A 22,337-nucleotide genomic window follows, 5' to 3' on the forward strand; every position below is an offset into this window, starting at 1 on the left:
TGGTGGTCGCCTCACCGCCCCTCGCCGCGCCGGGCGGCGGCGCGCAGGAAGTCGAGTGAGCGGGCGGCGACGGTCGGGGCGGCGTGCGAGTGCCGGGGCAGTTCCACCGCGACCAGCCCTCGATAGCCGGCGTCGGCCAGCGCGGCCAGCACCGGCGGGAAGTCGATCTCCCCGGTGCCGAACTCCAAGTGCTCGTGCACGCCCCGGCGCATGTCGTCGATCTGCACGTTGACCAGGTGGTCGGCGACCGCTGCCACGCAGTCGGGCACCGGCAGCGGCTCCAGACAGCGGCAGTGTCCGATGTCGAGCGTGATGCCGAAGCCGGGCGGCGCGTCGAGCGCGTCGCGCAGCCGCCGCCAGCCGGCGATGTCCTCGACCAGCATGCCCGGCTCGGGTTCGAAGCCGAGCGGCACGCCGGCCGCCGCCGCCTCGGCGCACACCGTCGCGCAGCCGGCGACCAGGCGCTCCCACGCGACCGGTGGCGGCACCTCCGGCGGGCGTACGCCGGCCCAGCAGGAGACCGCCTCCGCGCCCAGGTCGGCGCCGATCCGGACCGCCCGGCGGAGGAACTCGACGCGGCGGGCCGGCTCGTCGTGCAGCAGCGTCGGGGCGTGCTTGTGCCACGGGTCGAGCAGGTAGCGCGCGCCGGTCTCGACCACCACGGCCAACCCCAGCGCGTCCAGCCGGCGGCGTACGGCGGCGACCCGGCCGGCCAGCCCGCTGGCGAACGGGTCCAGGTGGTCGTGGTCCAGGGTGAGCGCCACACCCTCGTACCCGAGGTCGGCGAGCACGGCGAGCGCGTCGTCGAGCCGGTGGTTGGCGAAGCCGTTGGTGCCGTACCCGAGGCGCAGCCGGCCCGGCTCGGGCGCGGGCCGGCGGGGCGCGGCGGCCGGGGTCACGGTGGTCATGTCGGCGAGACCAGCCGGGCCAGGCGGCGGCCGAGCGGCGCGGCGGCGGCCACCGCGAGGCCGAGCAGCCCGACGCCGGCGCGGGCGGTCAGCGCGCCCTGCAACGCGGGCAGCCCGGTGATGCCGGCGCCGACCGCGGCGCGCACCCGGGCCGGCGACGGGTCGGCGAGCACCCGGGCCTGCGCCCGCCCGTACCGCACGGCGTAGCCGGCCGCGAGCGCCACCGGCACCAGGGCACCGAGCCGAAGGAAGGGCCCCCTCTTAACGCATTCGGTAGAGGAGGGGGCCCCGCTTAACACGGTCGGCCGGCCCGGGGCGGCGAGCGCGATCAGCGCGGTGCCGGCCAGGGTGAGGCCCGGCAACCGCCGGTCCGCCACCCCGGTCACCTCGCGGCGGGACAGCGCGGTGACGGTCCAGGTGTGCGCGGCGACGGTAAGCGCCGCCGGCAGCGCCCGCAGCAACGCCGGTCCGACGCTCCCGCCCGACCCGCCGGCACCCCGGCCGCAGCCGGTGCCGGACGGGCCGCCGCCGGGCCACCGGTCGCCGCCTGCGGCGCATCCCCGGGCGGTCGGGGTCGTGGTCGCGCCGAGCAGGACGTCCAGCCCCCGGCAGGCGGCCATCACGGCGGGACCGGCGGCGGTGTCCTTCGCGCGCAGGTCGTACCCCCAGATGGTGGCCGCGAGCGGGACCGCGACGGCCGCCGCGCGGACGCCCCCGGCGGCGGTGGCGACGGCGAGGCCGGCGGCGGTCAGGCCACCGGCCAGGCCGAGCGCGACGCCGGGGCGGACCCGGCCGGACGGGATCGGCCGCTCCGGGCGCTCCACCGCGTCGAGCCGCCGGTCCGCCCAGTCGTTGGCGGCCATCCCGGCCCAGTAGAGCAGCACCGACGCGCCGGCCAACGCGGGCGTACGCCGGCCGAGCGTCCCGGCCGACGCGGCGCCGGCCAGCACGTCCCCGGGCACGGAGAGCGCGGCCGGCGCGCGGACCAGCTCGGCCAGGTCGGCGAGCCGGGTCACCGGGCCGCCTCCGCGTGCAGGCCGGCCACGAAGTCGCACAGCACCGCCCACTGCTCACCGAGCGCGTGGCCGGTGTCGCCGAGCGGGTCCTTGAAGAAGAACGCCAGCTCGGCGAGGGGGCCCCGGCGGCCGGCGGCGTGCGCGGCGGCGGTCAGCCGGGCCAGGTCGAGCACCAGCGGGGCGGCCAGCGCCGAGTCGCAGCCGTGCCAGGTGAACTCCATCCGCATCCCGGTGCCCAGGAAGCCGGCGAACGTGACCAGGTCCCAGGCGGTCTTGAAGTCGCCCAGCTCCTCGACGTAGTCGATCCGGGTGCTGCCCTGCGGCAGGTAGCCGAGCGTCTCCGCGAGCACCCGCTGCTTGCTGCCCACCTTGGCGGCGTTGGCGGCCGGCTCGGCGAGCGTGGCGCCGTCGCCGCCGCCGAGCAGGTTCGTCCCGGACCAGGAACGCACCGCCAGGTGCCGCATCGCGAACATCGGCGCGAGCACCGACTTGAGCAGCGTCTCGCCGGTCTTGCCGTCGTGCCCGGCGTACGGCAGACCGCGCTCGTCGGCCAACGCGGCCAGCGCCGGCAGCCGGGCCCCGGTGGACGGGGTGAAGTCGACGTACGGGCAGCCGGCGGTGAACGCCGCGTACGCGTACCGGGAGCTGGCCGGCAGCACGTCGAGCGCGGCGCGCAGCGCGGTCAGGTCGTGGTGGGCCGGGTGCGGGGCGGGCGCCGGCTCGGTGGCGGCCACGTTGACCACCACCACCCGGTCCAGGTCGTACCGGCGGCGGAAGTCGGTCAGGTCGTCGACCACGGCGGCGATCCGCGTGGCCGGGTCGCCCTCGGTCGGCGCGGGTCGCAGCGCCGCCTCGACGTCGGCCAGCTCCGGCGCGACGGCGTCGGCGAGCCGGCCGGGCAGCACGCCGGCGGCGGCGAGCGCCTCGGCGCGTTTGGTCAGCGGGGTGGCGACCACGTCGTGGCCGCCGAAGACGAGATCGGCGAGGCCCGGCAGCGCGGGACCCCGCAGGTCGGGCAGTTCGGTGACGCAGCCGGTCGGCGCGGTGAGCCCGGCCCGCAGGGCGAGCGCCCCGACCACGCTTGTGGTCGCGACCGAACCACGTGCTCCCACCAGCCAGACACCCGTACGCATCGCGTTACCTCCCCAGGTCGGTGCCGGTCCACCGGTGCGGCCGGGGAATCCCGGTCCGGCCGCACCGGAGGGCCGTGCTGGTCGTGCCTCCCGGAGGACTCCGGCGGCACGCTCCCCGACGCCGGCCTCGTGCCCGCCGCGGGGCGCAACCGCGGTGGGCCCTCGCCGGCCGGCGCCGGAAGGGTGTCGGCGGCGCTCGCGCGCCGCGCGGAGTGGGCGGATTGTTAAGCGGGGCCCCCTCCTCTACCGGAGGCGTTAAGCGGGGCCCCTTCCTTCGCCACCTCCGTGAAGGCGGCGGCTTCGGCGGAGCGCTCGACCGCGTCCAGCACGAGCTGCACCTGCAACGCGTCGGCGAACGACGGGGTCGGGTCGGTTGCGGTGGCGACCGCCTCGACGAAGTCGCGCATCTGGTGCGTGAAGGAGTGCTCGTAGCCGATGATGTGGCCGGGCGGCCACCACGCGTCCAGGTACGGATGCTCCGGCTCGGTCACCAGGATCCGGCTGAACCCCTGCTCGGCGGCGGGCCGGGTGGCGTCCAGGAACTCCAGTTCGTTGAGGCGTTCCAGGTCGAACACCACGCTGCCGCGTGAGCCGTTGATCTCGACCCGCAGCGCGTTCTTGCGGCCGGTGGCGAACCGGGTCGCCTCGTACGTGGCGAGCGCGCCGCCGTCGAGCCGGGCCACGAAGACCGCCGCGTCGTCCACGGTGACCGCGCCGGTGCCCCGGCCGTTGCCGTCGGCCTGCGCGGCCAGGCCGCTCGACCCGGCCGGCAACGGCCGCTGCCTGACGAACGTCTCGGTGAGCGCGCTGACGCCGGTGACGAGCTGCCCGGTGACGTACTGGGTCAGGTCGATGATGTGCGCGCCGATGTCGCCCAGCGCGCCGGAGCCCGCCCGGTCCTTCTGCAACCGCCACACCAGCGGGAACTGCGGATCGACGATCCAGTCCTGGAGGTAGACCGCCCGGACGTGCCGGATCTCGCCGAGCCGCCCGTCGGCGACGAGCTGCCGCATCAGGGCGACCGCGGGCACCCGCCGGTAGTTGAAGCCGCACATCGCGCGGACCCCGGACGCCCGGGCCCGGGCCGCGGCGGCGGTCATCTCCCGCGCCTCGGCGACGGTGTTGGCCAGCGGCTTCTCGCACAGCACGTGCTTGCCCGCGGCCAACGCGGCGAGGGCGATCTCGCCGTGGCTGTCCCCCGGCGTGCAGATGTCCACCACGTCGATCTCGTCGGACTCGACGAGTCGCCGCCAGTCGGTGGTGTACCCGTCCCAGCCGAGCCGGTCGGCGGCCTCGGCCACCTTCGGTTCGTCCCGGCCGCAGACGAGCGCCATCCGCACCCGCGCCGGCAGGTCGAACACGCGGTTCACGGTGCGCCACGCCTGCGAGTGCGCGGCGCCCATGAACGCGTAGCCGACCATGCCGACCCGCAGGATGCTGTCGTGACTGGACAAGCTGGGTCTCCCCCCGTGTGTGTCAGAACCCGAGCTTCAGGTAGTCGCCCGAGTTCTCCTTGGTGATCGTCTCGGAGGAGAGCACGATCTCCTTCGGTACCTGGAGTTCCACCAGGTCGGACATGCCCTTGCCCTGCCCGATCAGCCGGGCCAGGGAGATGGCCGAGGAGGCCATCGACGGGCTGTAGGTGACGGTGGCCTTCAGCACCGTGTTGTCGGCGGCGATGTCCTCCATGGCCTTCTTCGAGCCGGCGCCGCCGACCATGAAGAACTCCTTGCGGTTGGCCTGGGTGACGGCGGCGAGCACGCCGATGCCCTGGTCGTCGTCGTGGTTCCAGACCGCGTCGATCTTCGGCAGCGCCTGGAACAAGCCGGTGGCGGCCTGCTGGCCGGAGTCCACGGTGAACTCGGCCGGCCGGCGGTTGGCCACCTTCAGCCCGTACGAGGCGAGCGTGTCGGCGAAGCCCTTGGAGCGTTCCTGGGTCAGCTCCAGCGACTCGATGCCGGGGATCTCGCCGATCACCGGGTTGCTGACTCCCTTCGCCTTGAGCTGCTCGGCGATGTAGGTGGCGGCGGCCACCCCCATGCCGTAGTTGTCGCCCTTGATCTGGAGCCGGTAGGCCTTGGGGTCGGGGAACGCCCGGTCCAGGTTGACCACCGGGATGCCGGCCTTCATCGCCTCCAGGCCGAACGCGTTGAGTTCCTTGCCGTCGTGCGGCAGCAGGACGATGACGTCCGGCTTCTGGGAGATCAGCGTGGACAGCGCCGCCCGCTGGGCCGCCGCGTCCGCGCCGGCCTCCACCGACTTCAGCTCCACGTCGGAGTACGCCCCGGCCTGCGCCTTGGCGTTGTTGGTGATGGCGGCGATCCAGCCGTGGTCGGCGGCCGGGGCGGAGAAGCCGATGGTCACCTTCTTGCCCGGTTCGGCGGCGGCGCCGGTCGCGGCGGCCTTGGTCTGCGCCTCGGTCGGGGACTGCTCGTTGCTCGTACAGCCGGCGAGCAGCACCCCGGCGGAGACGGCGGCCCCGCCGAAGAGCAACCGACGGCGTGACAGGTCACTGGGCATGACGGCCTCCTGATGAGGTGGTGGGGGTGGTTTCGGGTGCGGTGGGCCGGGCCACCGTCTGCGCGACGGCGGCCTGGCGGTGCGGTGGGTCAGGTGGTGGTGGCCCGGTTGCGGGCGAGGAACTGGGTCAGGCTGCGGAACTGCACCTGCTGGACCAGGACGGCGGCGACGATGATGCCGCCCTTGACCATGTTCTGGGCCTCGGCGGAGAGGTTGTTGATGGCGAACAGGTTGGTGATCGTGGAGAAGATGATCACCCCGAGCAGGGAGCCGATGATGGTGCCCCGCCCGCCGCTGAGCAGCGTGCCGCCGATGATCGCGGCGGCGATCGCGTCCAGCTCGTAGAGGTTGGCCATCGCCGCCTGGGCGGAGGTGGCCTGCGCGGTCAGCATCACCGCGGCGATGCCGCAGCAGAGGCCGGAGAGCGCGTAGAGCAGCACGGTGTGCCGGCGTACGTTGATGCCGGCGAGCCGGGCCGCCTCCGGGTTGCCGCCGACCGCCACCGTGCGACGGCCGAACGTGGTCCGGTTGAGCAGCACCCACCCGGCCGCCACCACCGCGATCAGGATGTAGACGAGCAGCGGGATGCCGAGCACGTTGGTGGTGGCGATGCCGTTGATGAACGAGCTGGTGGAGACCTGGGTCTGCTTGTCGGAGATCTCCGCCGCGAGCCCTCGGGCGGCCACCAGCATGGCCAGCGTGGCGATGAACGGCACCAGCCGCCCGTACGAGATGAGCAGGCCGTTGACCACGCCGACGGCCAGCCCGACGGTGAGCGCGCTGAAGATCATGCCGCCGGCGCCGTAGCTCTGGGTGGCGAGCGTGGTGGACCAGACGCCGGCCAGCGCCACGATCGCGCCGACCGACAGGTCGATGCCGCCGCCGATGATCACGAAGGTCATGCCGACGGTGACCACGCCGACCACCGAGGCGAGCTTGAGGATGGTGAGCGTGTTGCCCCACACCCAGTTCGGGTCGCCGTACAGGTCGGGACGGGTCAGGATGCCGATGACCACCAGCACCACAAGCGTGGCCAGCAGGCCGAGGTTGCGCTTCGCGCCCTCCCCGCCGTCGCCGCGCCACCAGGAGAGCCGGGCCGGCGCGTCGACCTTGGCGGTCTCCGCCCGGTCCACCGGCGGCGACTGCGCGGGCAGCGTGGTGTGGGTATCGCTCATGCCGGTGCGCCTTCCATGAGGGACCCCGCCATCACGAGGTCGAGCACGGTGTTCTCGTCGAGTTCGCCGGCCGGGGCCTCGCGGACCACCCGACCCTCCCGCATCACCAGCACCCGGTCGGCCAGGCCCAGCACCTCGGGCACCTCGCTGGAGACCAGCAGCACCCCGACGCCCCGGGCGGCCAGGTCGCGGATCACCTGGTACAGCTCGGCGCGGGCGCCCACGTCCACGCCCCGGGTCGGCTCGTCGAGCAGCAACAGCCGGGTGTCCCCGAGCAGCCACCGGCCGACCACCACCTTCTGCTGGTTGCCGCCGGACAGCGTGCGCACCGGCCGGCGGACGTCCCGGGGGCGCAGCTCCAGCGCGGCGGCGATCCGGTCCGCCTCGGCCCGTTCCCGTCCGGCGTCGGTGAAGCCCAGGCGGGCGTACCGGCCGAACGTGGCGAGCGTGACGTTGCGGTAGATCGGCTCGCCGAGCAGCAGCGCCTGGCTCTTGCGCTCCTCGGGCGCCATGCCCATGCCGGCCCGGACCGCCGCGCCCACGCTGCCCGGACGCAGTGCCTTGCCGGCCAGCCGGACCGTCCCGGCGTGCGCCCGGCGGGCGCCGAAGATGGTCTCCAGCAGCTCGGAGCGGCCGGAGCCGACCAGCCCGGCGATCCCGACGATCTCCCCGGCCCGTACGCCGAGCGAGACGTCGGCGAACTCGCCGTGCCGGGTCAGCCCGTCCACCCGGAGCAGCTCCGCGCCGGCCCCGTCGTCGGCCGGGCGCTGCGGGAAGACGTACTCGATGGTCCGCCCGGTCATCCGGGCGACCAGGTCGCGGGTCGGGGTGTCACGCGCCGGCAGGCTCGCCGCCGTGGTCCGGCCGTCCTTGAGTACGGTGACCCGGTCGCCGATCTCGCGGATCTCCTCCATCCGGTGCGAGATGTAGATGACCGCGATGCCCTGCGCGGTGAGTTCCCGGATGATCCGGAAGAGGTTGCCCACCTCGTCGTGGGCCAGCACCGCGCTCGGCTCGTCCATGATGATCAGACGTGCCTCGTGGGACAGCGCCCGGGCCATGCTGACGATCTGCTTACCGGCCGCCGGCAGGTGCCGCACCAGCCGCCCGGGCGGGATCTCCGGGTGGCCGAGCCGGGCCAGGATCTGCCGGGTACGCCGGGCCATCTGCCCGCGCCGGACGAAGCCGAGCCGGCGCGGCTCGTGGCCGAGGAACGCGTTCTCCGCCACCGACAGGTCGTCGACCAGGTCGAGTTCCTGGTAGATGGTGGCGATGCCGGCGCGCATGGCGGCCTGCGGGTTGGCGAACGCGGCCGGTTCGCCGCGCCACACCACCTCGCCGGAATCCGGCCGGTGCACACCGGCGAGCACCTTGATCAGGGTGGACTTGCCGGCGCCGTTCTGCCCCAGCAGGCAGTGCACCTCGCCGGCCCGCACCTCCAACTGCACGCCGTCCAGCGCGCGTACGCCGGGGAACGTCTTCACCACGTCGGTGAGGCGCAGCACCACCTCGCCCGCGACGGCGTCGGCGGGCGCCTCGACCAGCGGCTCCTTCCCGGACATCTTCACCCCCTCGTTCATGCTGTGCTGGCTGGGCATGCCCTCACGGCCCTCGCTCCGCTCGGTGCGCTCGGTCATGCGGTGCTGGCTGGGCATGCCCTCACGGCCCTCGCTCCGCTCGGTCATGCGGCTTCCCCGAACGCGACGTCGCTGGCGAGCACGGCCGCGCCGGCGACGCCGGCGCGCGGGCCCAGCTCGGAGAGGACGACCGGCAGGTTGCCGGTGGCCAGTGGCAGCGAGCGGCGGTAGACCACGCTGCGGATCTCGGCGAGCAGGATGTGGCCGAGCTGGGCGAGCCCGCCGCCGATGACGATCATGGACGGGTTGGTGAAGCTGACCAGCCCGGCCAGCACGCTGCCGACCCGCCGGCCGCCGTCGCGGATGAGCTGGATGCAGGTGACGTCGCCCTCGATCGCGCCCTGGGCCACGTCCAGCGCGGTGACCGCGCCCCGGGCGGTGAGCCGCTCGACCAGGGCCGGTGAGACCTCGGCGCGGGCCGCGGCGGTCGCCTCCCGGGCCAGCGCCGCGCCGCTGAACACCGCCTCCAGGCAGCCGAGGTTGCCGCAGGAGCACATCGGGCCGTTCGGGTCGACCTGGATGTGGCCGATGTCGCCGGCACAGCCGTCGGTGCCCCGGTAGACCTCGCCGTGCAGGTAGATGCCGCAGCCGATGCCGGTGCCGATCTTGATGAAGAGGAAGTCGTCGACGGAGTGGGCGACGCCGCCGTGCCGCTCGCCGATCGCCATGATGTTGACGTCGTTGTCGACCACGGCCGGGCAGCCGTGCTCGCGGGTCAGCAGCTCGCGGACCGGGAAGCGGTCCCAGCCCGGCATGATCGGCGGCGAGACCGGCACCCCGTCGCGGAAGCTCACCGGGCCGGGCACGCCGATGCCGATCGCGTCGAGCCGCTCGTACGCGCCGTCCACCTTGGCCTTGTGCAGCAGGTCGTTGACCCGTTGCAGGGTCACCTTGGGGCCGGAGCGGATGTCGGCCGGTTCGGTGTACGCGGTCACCGGCTCCAGCCGGCCGTTGACCACCTCGACGTCGATCGAGCTGGCGCCCAGGTCGACTGAGGCGAAGCGCAGGTGCGGGCTCAGCTCGACCAGGGTGGAGCGGCGTCCGCCCCGGGAGGCGGCCAACCCGGCCTCGGCCACGTAGCCGAGGGAGACCAGCCGCTCCAACTCGGCGAGCAGCCGCGGGCGGGGCATCTGGAGGCGGTCACCGAGCTCGGCGCGGGAGATCGCGCCCTGGTCCCGGAGCAGCCGCAGGAGCCGTACGTGCAGGGGATCGACCGTCCGCACCGGCAGTCACCTCCGCATCGGAGTCGTTCACATCGACGCAATGCCGAGGTGTTGTGTCCGACACAGTAGGAGCCTTCCGGGTCGCCTGTCCATAGCTTCAGCGCATTTGGCGAAAACTTCTGTCCGTATGAACAAAAGCGTCTTCCGGATCATGAAAACGCGCCGCCCCGCCCGGTCGAACCGGGCGGGGCGGCGACGTTCGAGGTCAGCGTGGTGCGGGCGCGTTGCGCTTCTTCCGCAGCTTGCGGTCGTCGCGCAGCTCGACGTAGGGCTCCTTGTCCTCGGGGAGGCCGGCGGCGATGGCGCGACTGCGCTCCAGCTCGGCGTCGAACTCGGCGCCGAGCAGGATGGCCACGTTGCTCAACCAGAGCCAGACCAGGAAGATGATCACGCCGGCCACCGCGCCGTACGTCTTGTTGTACGAGCCGAAGTTGCTCACGTAGAGCGCGAACAGGCCGGACACCACCAGCCAGAGCACCACGGCGAGCACCCCGCCCGGGCTGACCCAGCGGAAGCCGCCGTGCCGGGCGTTGGGCGAGGCCCAGTAGAGGATCGCGAACATCAGGCTGACCAGCAGCAACAGCACCGGCCACTTGGCGATGTTCCACACCGTGACCGCGGTGGAGCCGAGCCCGATGGCGTTGCCGGCCTGCTCGGCCAGCCCGCCGGTGAACACCACGATCACGGCGCTGATCAGCAGCAGCACGCCGATCACCGCGGTCACGCCGAGCCGGATCGGCAGCGTCTTCCAGATCGGCCGCCCCTCCGGCACGTCGTAGATGCTGTTTGAGGCGCGCATGAAGGCCGCCACGTAGCCGGACGCCGACCAGAACGCGGCGATCACACCGATGACCGCCGCGACGCTCGCCAGCCCGCCCGCCTGACCGGCCTGGTCGATCGCCGTCTCGATGATCTTCCGGGTGTTCTCCTCCGGCACCGCCTGACCGACCGTGTCCCGGACGCCGTTGGTGGCCCGGTCACCGAGCAGGCCGAGCACCGAGATCAGCACCAGCACGCCGGGGAAGATGGAGAGCACGCCGTAGTAGGTGAGCGCGGCGGCCCAGTCGGTCAGGCTGTCGTCCTGGAACTCCCGGACGGTCCGCTTGAGCGTCGCCACCCAGCCCGGACCGGTCAGGTCGGTCGGGCTGTCCGGACCGTCGTCCGGCCCCACCGGCCCGGTGCGCTCGTGCCCCTCGCGGGCGGGAGACTCGTCGCTGGCCATCGCACCTCCCTCGTCGTCGTGTCGTCACTGCACGACTTGCCCCGAGGTCGGGTCGGATAACCAGCCAACGCCCAGACAACCTGCCGGTCCGCCGGAACGGGCGGGGCCGCATGAGCGGGGCGGCCGGGCGGGGGTCATCCCCGTCACACCGCCCCGGTGTGGGTCAGCGGTCGGGGAGCCGGTCGACGAACGCGCGCCAGGCGTCGGGCGCGAAGGCCAGCACCGGGCCGGCCGGGTCCTTGGAGTCACGCACCGCGACCACGCCGATCATGCCGTCCGCCACCTCCACGCAGGCTGCGCCCTGGCCGTTGCTGCGGCTGCTCTTGCGCCACCGGGCACTGCTCAGGTCCATGTCTCCGCCACCTCCGTCAAAAAGTCGAGGGACTGCTGGTGCGACAGTGCCTCGCCGCGGATCGACTCCCACACCTCGACCATCTGCCGCACGTGGTCGGCTCGGTCGATCACCTGCGCGTGGAGCTGCCCGTCCTGATAGACGACGTCCTCGCCGTGCGGCGGGGTGGCGAGCACGAACGGGCCACTCAGGCCAGGGTAGGCCCCGACGGTGAGCGGCACAACGTGGATCCGCACCCGGGGCAGCCCCGTGCCGGCCTTCACCAGGTGGCGCACCTGCTCGCGCATCACCTCCGCCCCGCCGACCCGGCGGCGCAGCACGTGCTCGTCGACGACGAACGTGAGCAGCGGGGGCCGCTCACGGGTCAGCAGCGCCTGGCGGTCCAGCCGCATCGTCACCTGCTGCTCCACCTCGTCCGGCGCGAACAGCCCGTCGCCTGAGAGCAGCGCGCGGGCATAGCCCTCGGTCTGGAGCAGGCCGGGCACGCAGAGCGGCTCGAACCAGCGCAGTGCGGTGGCCTCCGCCTCGATGCCGGGCCAGTCGCGGAACCACGGCACCACGGCCTCCCGGCCGATCCGCCGCTGGATGCGCTCGAAGCGCCCGTCGGTGCCGAGCACCGTGTCACAGCGGCGGGCGAAATCCAGGCTCGGGCGGCGCTCGCAGGTCTCCACCTTGGCCACCAGCGCGCCGGAATAGGTAAGCGCCTCGGCCAGCGACGTCTGGGACATGCCGTTGGCCGCGCGGGCGAGCCGTAACTCCTCCGCGAAGTGCTCCAGCATGGACGACAGTTCCACGGACAGCCTCCGTACATCCTCGACACACCCGGGGCCGGCCGCCGGACGCGCTGGTCGTCGCCGTGCCGGAGGCCCCACCGTAGTCGCCCCGTCACCAGACTGTCACGCAGCGGAACCGCTCACGGGATCGGACGGCGGGCGGAACCAGGCCGGGGCGTCGGCGCACGACGAGGTCCGTCGACGCCCCCTCCCACCGCGACGGAGGTTCACAGATGCCCCGGTACCGTCCGCACGTGGCGGCCCGCCCGTCCTGGCGCTGCCGGATCTGCGGCGCGGCGTGGCCGTGCTCCCCCGCCCGGCTGGCGCTGCTCGGTGAGTACCGCGAGGACCGGATCGCGCTGCTGGTGTACCTCGGCACGCTGCTCTGCGAGGCCACCGCCGACCTGGCCGCCGGCCGGGACGACGCCACCCCGCAGGGCCTGGCGCAGCGCTTCGTCGGCTGGGCGCGGGCCCGCTGACCGGCCCGCCGACTACGGCGTCCAGTCGCGCCGGAGCAGGCCGTAGATCACCAGGTCCGAGAAGCCGTCGCCGTCGTACGCGCGCTCCCGCTGGGTGCCCTCGTGGACGAAGCCGCACGCCTCGGCGGTGCGCCGCATGGCCGTGTTGCCGGCCAGTGTCTCCAGCTCCAGTCGGCGGAGGTTGCGGCTGCGGAAGCCGTACCGGCAGAGCAGCCGGATGACCTCCGTCCCGTAGCCCTGGCCACGCGCCTCGGGGACCAGCGAGATGCCGAGGTGGGCGAACCGCTCGAACGCGCTGATACCCCACAGCGTGCACCCACCGAGGAACGTGCCGTCGGCCACGGTCTCAGCCAGGAACGACACCCAGGTGCGGCTGTCTGGCGGCTCGGTGACCTGCTTCTCCAGCCGGGCCCGTTCCTGCCCGACGTGGCGCGGCAGGAACGGCTCGTCGTCGGTGAGCAGATGCAGCTCGGGGTCACCGTGCAGCCGGAACATGCTCGGCGCGTCGTCGGGCGTGGGCGGGCGTAACCGGACCCGGTCGGTGGCGAACATCCCGCGACGCTAACAGCCGATGAGCAACCCGCACGACCGGATAACCGGGGCACCGCGAGGTCGTCCGGCGCGCCTAGGGTGGCGGTGTGTCTGGTGCGGAAAGATACCGCGAGGTGGGGGAGGCCGGCTGGGCCTGGGTAATGAGCCAGGTCCGGAACGACGACGGACCGTGGCTGCCCGAGGTGGTCGGCGACGATCAACCTCGGCCGGCCGAGGACCGCGACTCGCTCTACGCGGGCATCGCCGGGCTGGCTCCCGTGCTCGCGGAGATCGGCCGGCACCGCGAGCACGACGGCGCCGAGACGGCACTGGCGGCGGGCATCGTCGACCGGCTGAGCCGCACGTTGCCCGCGGACCGCCTCGACGCGTCCCTGTACGACGGCCTCGCCGGTCGGGTGACCGCGCTGCGGTTGCTGGCTCCCGGGCGGGAGCGGGTGGCGATGCGGCGGCTGGCCGAGTCGCGCACGCCCGCCGGCTGGGACCCGCCGCCAAGCGTGGCGGCGGAATCGCACGGCCCGACGACGGACGTCGTCTCCGGCAGCGCCGGAGTGGTCCTGACCGCCGCCTGGGCCGGGGGTGAGGCCGCCGCCGCGGTCATGACGACCGGGTGTGAGGCGATCCTGCGGGTGGCCGAGCCGACCGAGGCAGGCGTGGACTGGCGGATGTGGCCGGGGTACCGGTCGAGCTGCCCGAACTTCTCCCACGGCACCGCCGGGGTGGCCGCGGCGCTGGCCGTGGCCGGGCACGCGCTGGACCGGCCCGACTTCGTCGACGCCGCCCGGCGGGGCGCCGAGCACCTCGTGCGCATCGCCTCGCTCGACGACGGCGGGTTCGTCGTGGAGCACACCATCCCCCGCTCGCAACGCGAGGTGGAGCCCGTGACGTACAACTGGTGCCACGGCCCGTCCGGCACCTCCCAGTTGTTCGCCGCGCTGGCCTGTGCCGGGGTCGAGCGGGTCGGCGGGTTCGAGGTCGGCGAGCTGCGCCGCCGCTGCCTGCACTCGGTCCTCAGGTCCGGCATCCCGCATCGGCTCCGCCCCGGTTTCTGGGACAACGACGGGCGCTGCTGCGGCACGGCGGGCGTCGGGGACATCCTGATCGACGCCGCCCAGGACACCACGGACGCGCCCTACGCGGCACTACTGCTGCGGGGCGCCGGCATGATGGCCGACGCCCTGGTCGAGCGCGCGATCCGCGACGACGCGGGGGCGCGCTGGCAGTTCGTGGAGCACCGGCAGGATCCGCCGCTGCTGCCGCCGCGTACGGCCTGGATGCAGGGGGCGGCGGGGATCGCCGCCTTCCTGCTGCGGTTCGCCCGCGTCCTGGAGGACGGCCCGACCGCTGCGGTCGTCGACCGTCCCGACCAGTGGTGGACCGTGCCCGAGCGGCTGTGCGTCAGCCGGGCCCGGCGGTGAACCCGGGCGGCCCGGTCAGGACGCCGCCAGCAGTCGGATCTCGCAGCGGACGCCACTGGCCTTGGCGAGCCGACCATCACCGGTCACGAGTGGGCAGGCCATCAACTCCGCCGCCGCGACGTAGGCCGCGTCGTACGCCGTGACGTTGCCCCGCAACTCCCACATCCGGTCGAGCAGCATCGCGACACCGACCTCGTCGATGACCAGCGACGACAGAGTGTCGATCGCCTCCTGAGCCCGAGCCTGGGCGAGCTTCCTCCCGAGGACCTTGCCTCTGATCACGGACATGACCTCGACCAGAAGATGGCTCGGCGCGGCCCAGTGCGGATCCCCGGTCAGTTCCGCCCGCGCCGCGGCGCCGACCGGTCCGTCATCGACCAGGGCATCGGCCAGAACCGACGCGTCCACGACGATCACGCGGCGCGCCCCCCAGGCCCGCGCTGCTCCCGCTGGTCGTTCAACTCTGCGGCACTCTCTCCCGGCAGGGAACGAGTGCCGTCCGACCGGCCGGCGAAGCGATCAAGGACCGCCGTGTTGCCCAATCGTCGAGCCTGCGTCTCCACCAACTCCAACAGGTACGCCTGGAGTGACTGCCCGCGCGCCCTGGCCTGGGCCGCCAGGGCGTCTCGTACGTCTTCCGGCACGTCCCGGATCTGGAGAGCAACCATGCATTCATTATGCATGCAGCATCGCTCGCTCGCGGGAAAACACGCGAACCCGCGCCGGTCGCGGTCAGACGTCGGCGGGCGTGGTGGCGGCGCGGGCCTCGGCCACCAGACGGCCGGTCTCGGCGACCACCGCCTCGTCGTCGGCCGGCGTCCCCGGGTCGTAGCGGACCGTCCAGGTCAGACCGTCCACGCCGGGCACCCGCCGGGCCGCGATCCGGCCCGCGCCGCCGGGCACCGGGTGGTGCGCGGTGTACGCCACCGAACCGGTGACCCGCGTCCGCACCTGGTGCGGCAGCTCCCCGGGATCGAGCAGCAGGTACGTCTCCGCCGGGGCGTCGGCGACCACCAGGTAGCCGTCCCGCTCGGTGACCGGCTCGGCCAGCGTGACGGTGAGTTCCCGGCCGGACCAGACCGCCTTGAGAACGTCGTGCCAGCCGAGGCGCTCGCCCCGGCCGGGCAGCCAGAGCCCCCGGTTGCTGGCGACCAGCACGCCGTCGCCCTCGCCGTTGCCGGCGGCGGCCCAGGCGAGCACCCGCTCGTCGGCGGCGAGCGGCGGACGGTCGGCCGGCGGCAGCTTCGAACGGCGGCGGAAGAGTCCCATCACAGTCCTCCGGCGGCCTGCTCGCGCAGGGCCCGCGCGTGTTGTTCGAGCGAGAGCAGCTCCCCGAACAGGGCGAAGTATTCGTCCTTGTTGCTCACCGGGTTGACCCGCTGGATCTTCGACTTGAGGTCGCGGATCCGGCCGGTGACCGAACTCCACTGCAACCGGGCCATGGTGATCGAGACGTACCTCGGGTCGGGCTCGCCGTCGATGCGCAACGGCTCCACCGCCAACTCCCCCACCAGGGCCTGGGCGGCCAGGTCGGCGCAGGCGTCACGGACCCGCTCGATCCAGACCGCACCGCCGGTGGCGCCGGCCGCACCGCCGGCCTCGGCGACGGCGACGCGCACCGCGGCGTGCACCGGATGTTGGTAGTCGCCGGCCTCGACCGCGTCGAACATCGGGCCGGCCAGCACCGGCTCCTGCAACGCCAGCTTCAGCGCCTCCCGCTCCACCATGGAACGGGGACTGTCCACGGCGGGCGTGGCGGGGCCGGGGCGGGTCGGCGCGGGCCGACCGTTGGCCGGCTGCCCGTTGCCGGCGGTCAGCACGGCGCGCTGCACCGGCTCGATCTCCATGCCGAGGTCACCGGCGAGCTTGCGGACGTACTCCGGGCGTTTCTCCCGGTCCTTGATTTTCGCGACCAGCGGCGCGGCGCGGCGCATCGCCTCGACCCGGCCGTCGACGGTGTCGAGGTCGAACCGGTTGATGACGTGCCGGAGCGCGAAGTCGACGAGCGGCTCGCGGCGGGCCACCAGGTCGCGGACGGCCAGGTCGCCCTTGGCCAGCCGCAGGTCGCACGGGTCCATGTTGTCCGGGCTGACCGCGATGAACGTCCGCCCGACGAAGCGTTGGTCGTCCTCGAACGCGCGCAGCGCGGCCTTCTGGCCGGCGGCGTCGCCGTCGAACGTGAAGATGATCTCCCCGGCCCGCTCGTCGCTGTCGAAGAGCACCCGGCGCAGCACCGAGATGTGGTCGCCGCCGAACGCCGTGCCGCACGTCGCCACCGCGGTCGGGACGTCGGCGAGGTGGCAGGCCATCACGTCGGTGTAGCCCTCGACCACCACCACCTTGCCCTGCTTGGCGATCTCCCGTTTGGCCTGGTCGATGCCGTAGAGGACGTGCGACTTCTTGTAGATCGGCGTCTCGGGGGTGTTGAGGTATTTCGGGCCGTCGTCGTCGTCGAACAGCTTGCGGGCGCCGAAGCCGATCACGTCGCCGGTGATGTCCCGGATCGGCCACATCAGGCGACGGCGGAACCTGTCGATCAGCGAGCCCGACCGGGCCGGGCGGGACAGGCCGCCGGTGACCAACTCGTCGTGGCTGAAGCCCTGCTGGCGCAGGTGCCTGGTGAGCAGGTCCCACCCGTCGGGGGCGAAGCCGCAGCCGTAGCGCTCGGCGGCGGCCCGGTCGAAGCCCCGCCGGGCCAGGAACTCGCGGGCCGGGCGGGCGCCGGCGGTGGTGAGCTGGGCCCGGTAGAACTCGACGGCGGCGGCGTGCGCGGCCACCAGGCGCTGCCGCTGCCCCTGCTGCGGCCGGGCGCGCGGGGTGGACCTGTCGTCCTCGACGTAGCGAAGCTGGATGCCCGCGCGGGCGGCGAGGCTCTCGACCGACTCGATGAAGCCGAGATGCTCGGCGTCCATCAGGAACTTGATCGCGTCACCGCCGACCCCGCAGCCGAAGCAGTAGAACACGTTGCGGGCGGGCGACACGTTGAACGAGGGGCTCTTCTCGTCGTGGAACGGGCAGAGCCCCTTGAGGTTGCCACCCCCGGCCGACTTGAGCGTCACCACCTCGGAGATGACGTCCGCGATGGAGGTGCGCTCGCGGACCAGCGCGATGTCCTCGTCCCGGATCCGCCCCGCCATGACCGCCACCTCCTCGGCGTACATCCTGCCCTGCCGGACCGACGATCCGGCGGCCGGGGGGACGGACGTGTGGCGGACGCCGCCCGTCCCGCCGGCCTCACGCCGAGCGGCCGGCCCCGGCCGCGGCGTCGCCGATCCGCGGGAACGGTTCGATGGAGAAGACCACCTCGACCGGCACCTCGAAGTACGCGGCGATGCGCAGCGCCAGGTGCAGGCTGGGCCGGAACTCACCGCGTTCCAGGTAGCCGACGGTCTGGTAGTGCACCCCGAGCGCGTCGGCGAGCTGCCGGCGGGAGACGCCCCGTTCGGCGCGCAGCACCGCGATCCGGTTGTGCACGGTCTCGCTCATCGCCGCCCTCTCATCCGAACCGCTGCATGGCCCGCTCCCGCCGGGCCGCGACCCGCGAGCCGGACTCCCGGCGGGCCATCCGGCGCAGCACCACCGGGGCCAGCACCCGCCCGAGCACCGCCCAGGCGCCGAGCACGCCCAGCGTCTCCAGGTGCCGCCAGGAGCCGCCCAGCTCGACCGCCGCCAGGTCGGCCGGGAGCAGCGCCGAGCGCATGCCCAAGCCTAGCCAGTAGAGCGGGAAGACCTGCGCGACGCCCTGGAGCCAACCGGGCAGGCCGTTGATCGGGTAGAAGATGCCGGAGAGCGCGATCAGGCCGAAGATCGGCAGCACCACCAGGCCCATGTTGCGCGGATTCTCGATCACCGAGCCGATCACCGCGCCCAGCGGCAGCGTCGCGACCAGCCCGAGCGGCACCACCCAGGCCAGGGTGAGCCAGGCGCCGGGGTCGCCGAGCCGCAGCCCATCCAGGAAGAACAGACCGGGCACGAGCTGGATGACCACGCCGATCAGCGAGATCGCCGAGATCAGCACCAGCTTGCCGACCAGGTAGCCGAGCATGCCGTTGGGGATCGCCTTGGCCCGCAGCAACGTGCCGTCCTCCCGGTCGACGATGAGCTGCTGGGCCAGCCCGAGCAGGCCGCCGAAGAGCAGGCCCATGCCGAGCGCGCTGGGCAGCGTCCGGGCGCCGAGCGAGAAGTCGGTGCCGGGCACGGTCGAGCCGCGCATGAAGAACATGGCGACCAGCAGCACCGCCGTGGGGAAGAAGTAGTTCCACAGGTCCTGGCCGTTGGTGAACGTGGCGCGCAGCTCGATCAGGCCGCGCCGCAGCCCGGCCCGGAGCGCGGTGGTGGTCGGGGTCATCGCGTCGCCTCCTGCTGCCACGCCCGCTCGGCCCGGCCGGTGCGGATGCCGGTCTCCTCCTCGTGCACCAACGCCAGGTACGCGTCCTCCAGGCTGGCCCGGCGCACCTCCAGCTCCCGGACCCGGTCGCCGTGCTCGCGGAGCAGGTCGCGCAGGAACGCGGTGGCGTCGGCGGTGGCGTGCACGTACCGCTCGCCGTCGCGGGTCCAGCGGACCTCGGCGTCGGAGGCAACGCGGCGGGCCAACTGGTCCGGTGACCCCTCGGCGACGATCCGGCCGCCGGCCAGGATGAGGATGCGGTCGGCCAGCTTCTCCGCCTCGGCCAGGTCGTGCGTGGTCAGCACGATGGTGGTCTCGTCGAGGTCGGTGAGGCGGTGCACCAGCTCGTGGAACTCGCGCCGGGCCGCCGGGTCGAAGCCGACCGTCGGCTCGTCCAGGAACAACAGCTCCGGCCGGCCGACGATGCCGACCGCCACGTCGAGCCGGCGGCGCTGCCCGCCGGAGAGCCGGGCCACCCGGGTGTCGGCGTGCCCGGTCAGCCCGACGGTGGCCAGCAGGTCGTCGACCGGCCAGGGCCGCGGCGTCCGGTCGGTCGCGTACGGCGCGTAGAAGTCGCCGAGGTGGGTGAGCAGTTCCCGGACCCGCCACTTGCCGTGGTCGCGCCAGGACTGGAGCACCACGCCGAGCCGGGCGCGCCAGCGCTCGTCGCCGCGGGCCGGGTCGACGCCGAGCACCCGGACCGTGCCGGCGGAGGGCAGCCGGAAGCCCTCCAGGATCTCGATGGTGGTGGTCTTGCCGGCGCCGTTGGGCCCGAGCAGCGCGACCACCTCGCCGCGCCGGGCGGTGAGGTCGACGCCGTGCAGCACGTCGACGGCGCCGTAACGCATGCGCAGGTCGCGGACGTCGAGGACCAGATCCTCGTCGGGAGGCCGGGGGGCCGCGACCGCCCCCGGGAGTTCGACCGCAGTCATGCCTCGGAATGTAGCACTCCTACTACATTCCGAGGGATACCCACTCACTCGCGGGGGTGGGGGTGGGTTCCTCGGCCTCGGCTTCGGCGTTCCAGGTGCGCTTGGTGGCGCGCCAACCCTCGTCGTCCAGGCCCAGGCGCCAGTAGCCGGAGATGGACAGGTCGGCCCGGGGCACGCCGCGCTCGACCCGCAGCAGCCGGCGCAGCTCCTTCACCGCGCCGGCCTCGCCGTGCACGAACACGTGCACCCGGCCGGGCGGGAACTCCAACGCCCGGACCGCCTCGACCAGTGCCGCGCCGACCGGACGCCCGGCCCGGTGCAGCCACCGCAGTTCCACCGCGCCGTCGCTGGCCAGCGGCAGCTCGTCGGCCGGCCCCTCGACCTCGACGAAGACCTGGGCCGGCGCGCCGGCCGGCAGCCGTTCCAGCGCGGCGGCGATCGCCGGCAGCGCGCTCTCGTCGCCGGCCAGCAGGTGCCAGTCGGCGGTCGGGTCCGGCGCGTACGCACCGCCCGGCCCGGTGAACAGCACCCGGTCGCCGGGGCGCAGCGCCGCCGCCCACGGCCCGGCCAGCCCTTCTTCGCCGTGGTGGACCACGTCCACGGTCAGCTCGCCGGCCGCCGCGTCCCAGGCCCGCACCGTGTAGGCCCGCAGCCGCGGCCACCGCGCCGCCGGGAACTCGCGTTTGATGGTGGCCAGGTCGGTGGGGTGCGGGTAGGTCACCCCGGCCGGCGGGAAGACGAACTTCACGTAGTGGTCGGTGTACGCGCCCACCGGCAGGCCGGTCAGCTCGTCGCCGCCGAGCACGAGCCGGATCAGGTGCGGGGTGGGCCGCGTGGTCCGGACGACCGTGGCGGCGGTGAGCGTCTTCGGGCGATCCGTCATGCAACTGAGGCTACCCTCACCTGCCCGCCGGGCCGGGCGGGCGGTCAGCTCGCCGACACCAACCGGGCGTGCCAGGCCAGCGCGGCCGGATCGGTGAGCGAGGCGACCTGGTCGATCACCACACGCAGCCGCGCGGCGTCGTCCGGGGCGTCCCGCCAGAGCGGCGCGAAGACCTCGTCGAGCGCGTCCGGCGCCCGGTCGAGCAACACGGCGACCAGCTCGGCGAGGAGTTCCCGCTGCCGGTCGTAGCGGCCACTGGCGCCCGGCCGACGCATCACGTACCGCAACGCGATGCCCTTGAGCAGCGCACACTGCGCCCGGATCCGGCGCGGCACCACCAGGTCGGCCGCGTAGCGGCGGTGCGGGCCGGGACCGTGGCGCGCCTCGGTGGCGGCCACCACGCTCGACACGAACCGGCCGGTGAGCACGCTGGTGGTGGCCTTCAACGCGGCGAGCGCCCGGTGGCTGCCGTCGTACGCGGCGAGCGGGGCGAGCACCGGATCGGCGAGCAGCTCGGCCAGCACCCCGCCCAGGTCCTCCGGGGCCTCGCCGGAGTAGGCCGCCGCCACGTCGGCGCAGAGCGCCCGCCGCTCGTCCTCGTCGGCCAGCAGCGGGCGCAGGTCGACGTAGCCGCCGTGGATGCCGTCCTCGACGTCGTGCACCGAGTACGCCACGTCGTCGGCCCAGTCCATCACCTGGGCCTCCAGGCAGCGCCGGTCGCCGGGCGGGGCGCCGGCGCGCAGCCAGTCGAAGACCGGGCGGTCGTCGGCGTACAGGCCGAACTTGCGCTGGCCGGGGCGGCGCGGCCACGGGTACTTGCCGACCGCGTCGAGCGCGGCCCGGGTCAGGTTCAGCCCGGCGGACCGCCCGTCCGGGGTGAGCACCTTCGCCTCCAGCCGGGTGAGCACCCGCAGCGTCTGCGCGTTGCCCTCGAAGCCGCCGCAGCCGGCGGCCAGCGCGTCGAGCGCGTCCTCGCCGTTGTGCCCGAACGGCGGGTGCCCCAGGTCGTGGGCCAGCCCGGCGGTGTCCACCACGTCCGGGTCGCAGCCGAGCCGGGCGCCCATCTCGCGGGCGATCTGCGCCACCTCCAGCGAGTGGGTCAGCCGGGTACGCAGGAAGTCGTCGGTGCCGGCGGCGTGCACCTGGGTCTTCGCGGCGAGCCGGCGGAACGCCGCGCAGTGCAGCACCCGGGCCCGGTCCCGCTCGAACGGCGACCGACCGTACCCGGTGTCCTTCGGCGCCTCGGCGACCAGCCGCGCCGCGTCGTCGGTCAACGCGGTGGGAGAACGCAGAACTCGTTGCCCTCCGGATCGGCGAGCACCGTCCACCCCGCCTCGCCCTGCCCGACGTCGACGTGCCGCGCGCCCATGTCGACGAGCCGTTCCACCTCGGCCTCCAGGTCGGTCGGGCGCAGGTCGACGTGCAGCCGGTTCTTTCCCTGCTTCGGCCCGGAGACCGGGACGAAGACAAGGCCGGGGAGCGTGTCGGGCGTGCGGCGGATCTCCACCTCGTCCGGCTTGTCGGTGATCACCTGGTAGCCGAGCGCCTCGGCCCACCAGCGGGCGAGCCGGGACGGATCCCGGGCGTCGACGGTCAGGTTCTCCCAGACGGCGGTCATGCGGCCACCCCTCCTGTCGACACGTGGCGGAAGCTCAGGTTACGCCCGAGTGGCCGGAAAGGCGCGCCGGGCGGGGCCGCCGGTGGTCACCGGCGGGCCCGCCCGGGGAGTG

24 protein-coding genes are annotated in these 22,337 nt (G+C 73.8%); 2 read left to right on the forward strand and 22 right to left on the reverse strand.

Annotated elements, in window-relative coordinates; translation table 11 throughout:
- Positions 1-11: 11 nt before the first annotated feature.
- From TPA0908_RS10910 to TPA0908_RS10960, 11 genes are all read right to left on the reverse strand, one after another.
- Positions 12-908 carry a sugar phosphate isomerase/epimerase family protein gene (locus TPA0908_RS10910; protein WP_281937109.1) on the reverse strand — a complete coding sequence of 299 codons (897 nt, stop codon included), beginning with the start codon at positions 906-908 and terminating at the stop codon, positions 12-14.
- A complete protein-coding gene (locus TPA0908_RS10915) occupies positions 905-1,924 on the reverse strand; it encodes an SCO3242 family prenyltransferase (RefSeq protein WP_281937111.1) in 1,020 nt (339 codons plus the stop codon). Before TPA0908_RS10915 ends, TPA0908_RS10910 begins: the two co-directional genes overlap by 4 nt.
- The gene (locus TPA0908_RS10920; protein WP_281937113.1) at positions 1,921-3,057 is read right to left on the reverse strand and encodes an inositol-3-phosphate synthase; all 1,137 of its coding nucleotides are present in this window, start codon (positions 3,055-3,057) and stop codon (positions 1,921-1,923) included. Before TPA0908_RS10920 ends, TPA0908_RS10915 begins: the two co-directional genes overlap by 4 nt.
- 224 nt (positions 3,058-3,281) lie before the next feature.
- Positions 3,282-4,478, reverse strand: a complete 1,197-nt coding sequence (locus TPA0908_RS10925) for a Gfo/Idh/MocA family protein (protein ID WP_374709216.1) — start codon at positions 4,476-4,478, stop codon at positions 3,282-3,284.
- A gap of 55 nt (positions 4,479-4,533) precedes the next feature.
- A complete protein-coding gene (locus tag TPA0908_RS10930; RefSeq protein WP_281937117.1) occupies positions 4,534-5,577 on the reverse strand; it encodes a substrate-binding domain-containing protein in 1,044 nt (347 codons plus the stop codon).
- An 89-nt stretch (positions 5,578-5,666) separates the two neighbouring features.
- The gene (locus TPA0908_RS10935; protein WP_281937119.1) at positions 5,667-6,752 is read right to left on the reverse strand and encodes an ABC transporter permease; all 1,086 of its coding nucleotides are present in this window, start codon (positions 6,750-6,752) and stop codon (positions 5,667-5,669) included.
- Positions 6,749-8,314: a sugar ABC transporter ATP-binding protein gene (locus TPA0908_RS10940; protein WP_281938536.1), complete on the reverse strand. Its 1,566-nt coding sequence runs from the start codon at positions 8,312-8,314 to the stop codon at positions 6,749-6,751. The genes TPA0908_RS10935 and TPA0908_RS10940 overlap by 4 nt, the downstream gene beginning before the upstream one ends.
- Positions 8,315-8,433: 119 nt before the next feature.
- Entirely contained in the window at positions 8,434-9,612 is a 1,179-nt protein-coding gene (locus TPA0908_RS10945) for an ROK family protein (protein WP_107155761.1), read from the reverse strand.
- Positions 9,613-9,817: 205 nt separating this feature from the next.
- Positions 9,818-10,834, reverse strand: a complete 1,017-nt coding sequence (locus TPA0908_RS10950) for a YihY/virulence factor BrkB family protein (protein WP_281937122.1) — start codon at positions 10,832-10,834, stop codon at positions 9,818-9,820.
- A 163-nt stretch (positions 10,835-10,997) separates the two neighbouring features.
- Positions 10,998-11,186 carry a DUF397 domain-containing protein gene (locus tag TPA0908_RS10955; RefSeq protein WP_281937124.1) on the reverse strand — a complete coding sequence of 63 codons (189 nt, stop codon included), beginning with the start codon at positions 11,184-11,186 and terminating at the stop codon, positions 10,998-11,000.
- On the reverse strand, positions 11,177-11,980 hold the full coding sequence (locus TPA0908_RS10960) for a helix-turn-helix domain-containing protein (RefSeq protein WP_281937126.1): 804 nt from the start codon (positions 11,978-11,980) through the stop codon (positions 11,177-11,179). The genes TPA0908_RS10955 and TPA0908_RS10960 overlap by 10 nt, the downstream gene beginning before the upstream one ends.
- 212 nt (positions 11,981-12,192) lie before the next feature.
- Here TPA0908_RS10960 and TPA0908_RS10965 point away from each other — a divergent pair, with 212 nt between their 5' ends.
- On the forward strand, positions 12,193-12,438 hold the full coding sequence (locus TPA0908_RS10965) for a flavin reductase (protein ID WP_281937129.1): 246 nt from the start codon (positions 12,193-12,195) through the stop codon (positions 12,436-12,438).
- Positions 12,439-12,450: 12 nt separating this feature from the next.
- On the opposite strand, the gene TPA0908_RS10970 is transcribed toward TPA0908_RS10965, so the two are convergent.
- Positions 12,451-12,990 (reverse strand): GNAT family N-acetyltransferase, encoded by a 540-nt coding sequence (locus TPA0908_RS10970; protein ID WP_281937131.1) that lies wholly within the window; start codon positions 12,988-12,990, stop codon positions 12,451-12,453.
- Between the two features lie 86 nt (positions 12,991-13,076).
- On the opposite strand from TPA0908_RS10970, the gene TPA0908_RS10975 reads away from it, so the two are divergent.
- Positions 13,077-14,405 carry a lanthionine synthetase LanC family protein gene (locus tag TPA0908_RS10975; RefSeq protein ID WP_281937132.1) on the forward strand — a complete coding sequence of 443 codons (1,329 nt, stop codon included), beginning with the start codon at positions 13,077-13,079 and terminating at the stop codon, positions 14,403-14,405.
- Between the two features lie 15 nt (positions 14,406-14,420).
- Here the strand turns inward: TPA0908_RS10975 and TPA0908_RS10980 are convergent, their stop codons facing one another.
- The 10 genes from TPA0908_RS10980 to TPA0908_RS11025 form a co-directional block, all read right to left on the reverse strand.
- Positions 14,421-14,822, reverse strand: coding sequence for a type II toxin-antitoxin system VapC family toxin (locus TPA0908_RS10980; protein ID WP_281937133.1), 402 nt, complete (start codon positions 14,820-14,822; stop codon positions 14,421-14,423).
- Positions 14,819-15,073 carry a FitA-like ribbon-helix-helix domain-containing protein gene (locus tag TPA0908_RS10985; protein WP_281937135.1) on the reverse strand — a complete coding sequence of 85 codons (255 nt, stop codon included), beginning with the start codon at positions 15,071-15,073 and terminating at the stop codon, positions 14,819-14,821. Before TPA0908_RS10985 ends, TPA0908_RS10980 begins: the two co-directional genes overlap by 4 nt.
- A gap of 64 nt (positions 15,074-15,137) precedes the next feature.
- On the reverse strand, positions 15,138-15,674 hold the full coding sequence (locus TPA0908_RS10990; RefSeq protein WP_281937136.1) for a hypothetical protein: 537 nt from the start codon (positions 15,672-15,674) through the stop codon (positions 15,138-15,140).
- Complete coding sequence (gene dnaG / locus TPA0908_RS10995; RefSeq protein ID WP_281937138.1) at positions 15,674-17,566, reverse strand: DNA primase; 1,893 nt, start codon at positions 17,564-17,566, stop codon at positions 15,674-15,676. Before dnaG ends, TPA0908_RS10990 begins: the two co-directional genes overlap by 1 nt.
- 73 nt (positions 17,567-17,639) lie before the next feature.
- On the reverse strand, positions 17,640-17,891 hold the full coding sequence (locus TPA0908_RS11000; protein ID WP_091071236.1) for a helix-turn-helix transcriptional regulator: 252 nt from the start codon (positions 17,889-17,891) through the stop codon (positions 17,640-17,642).
- Positions 17,892-17,901: 10 nt separating this feature from the next.
- Positions 17,902-18,753: an ABC transporter permease gene (locus TPA0908_RS11005; RefSeq protein ID WP_281937141.1), complete on the reverse strand. Its 852-nt coding sequence runs from the start codon at positions 18,751-18,753 to the stop codon at positions 17,902-17,904.
- The gene (locus TPA0908_RS11010; RefSeq protein WP_281937143.1) at positions 18,750-19,724 is read right to left on the reverse strand and encodes an ABC transporter ATP-binding protein; all 975 of its coding nucleotides are present in this window, start codon (positions 19,722-19,724) and stop codon (positions 18,750-18,752) included. Before TPA0908_RS11010 ends, TPA0908_RS11005 begins: the two co-directional genes overlap by 4 nt.
- Positions 19,725-19,746: 22 nt before the next feature.
- Complete coding sequence (locus TPA0908_RS11015) at positions 19,747-20,607, reverse strand: siderophore-interacting protein (protein WP_281937145.1); 861 nt, start codon at positions 20,605-20,607, stop codon at positions 19,747-19,749.
- Positions 20,608-20,651: 44 nt separating this feature from the next.
- Complete coding sequence (locus tag TPA0908_RS11020; RefSeq protein WP_281937147.1) at positions 20,652-21,881, reverse strand: deoxyguanosinetriphosphate triphosphohydrolase; 1,230 nt, start codon at positions 21,879-21,881, stop codon at positions 20,652-20,654.
- Entirely contained in the window at positions 21,878-22,225 is a 348-nt protein-coding gene (locus TPA0908_RS11025; RefSeq protein ID WP_107155743.1) for a VOC family protein, read from the reverse strand. Before TPA0908_RS11025 ends, TPA0908_RS11020 begins: the two co-directional genes overlap by 4 nt.
- Positions 22,226-22,337: the final 112 nt, after the last annotated feature.

Origin of the sequence: Micromonospora sp. AKA38 (assembly GCF_027925725.1) — a bacterium.
In the GTDB taxonomy this organism is placed as follows: domain Bacteria; phylum Actinomycetota; class Actinomycetes; order Mycobacteriales; family Micromonosporaceae; genus Micromonospora.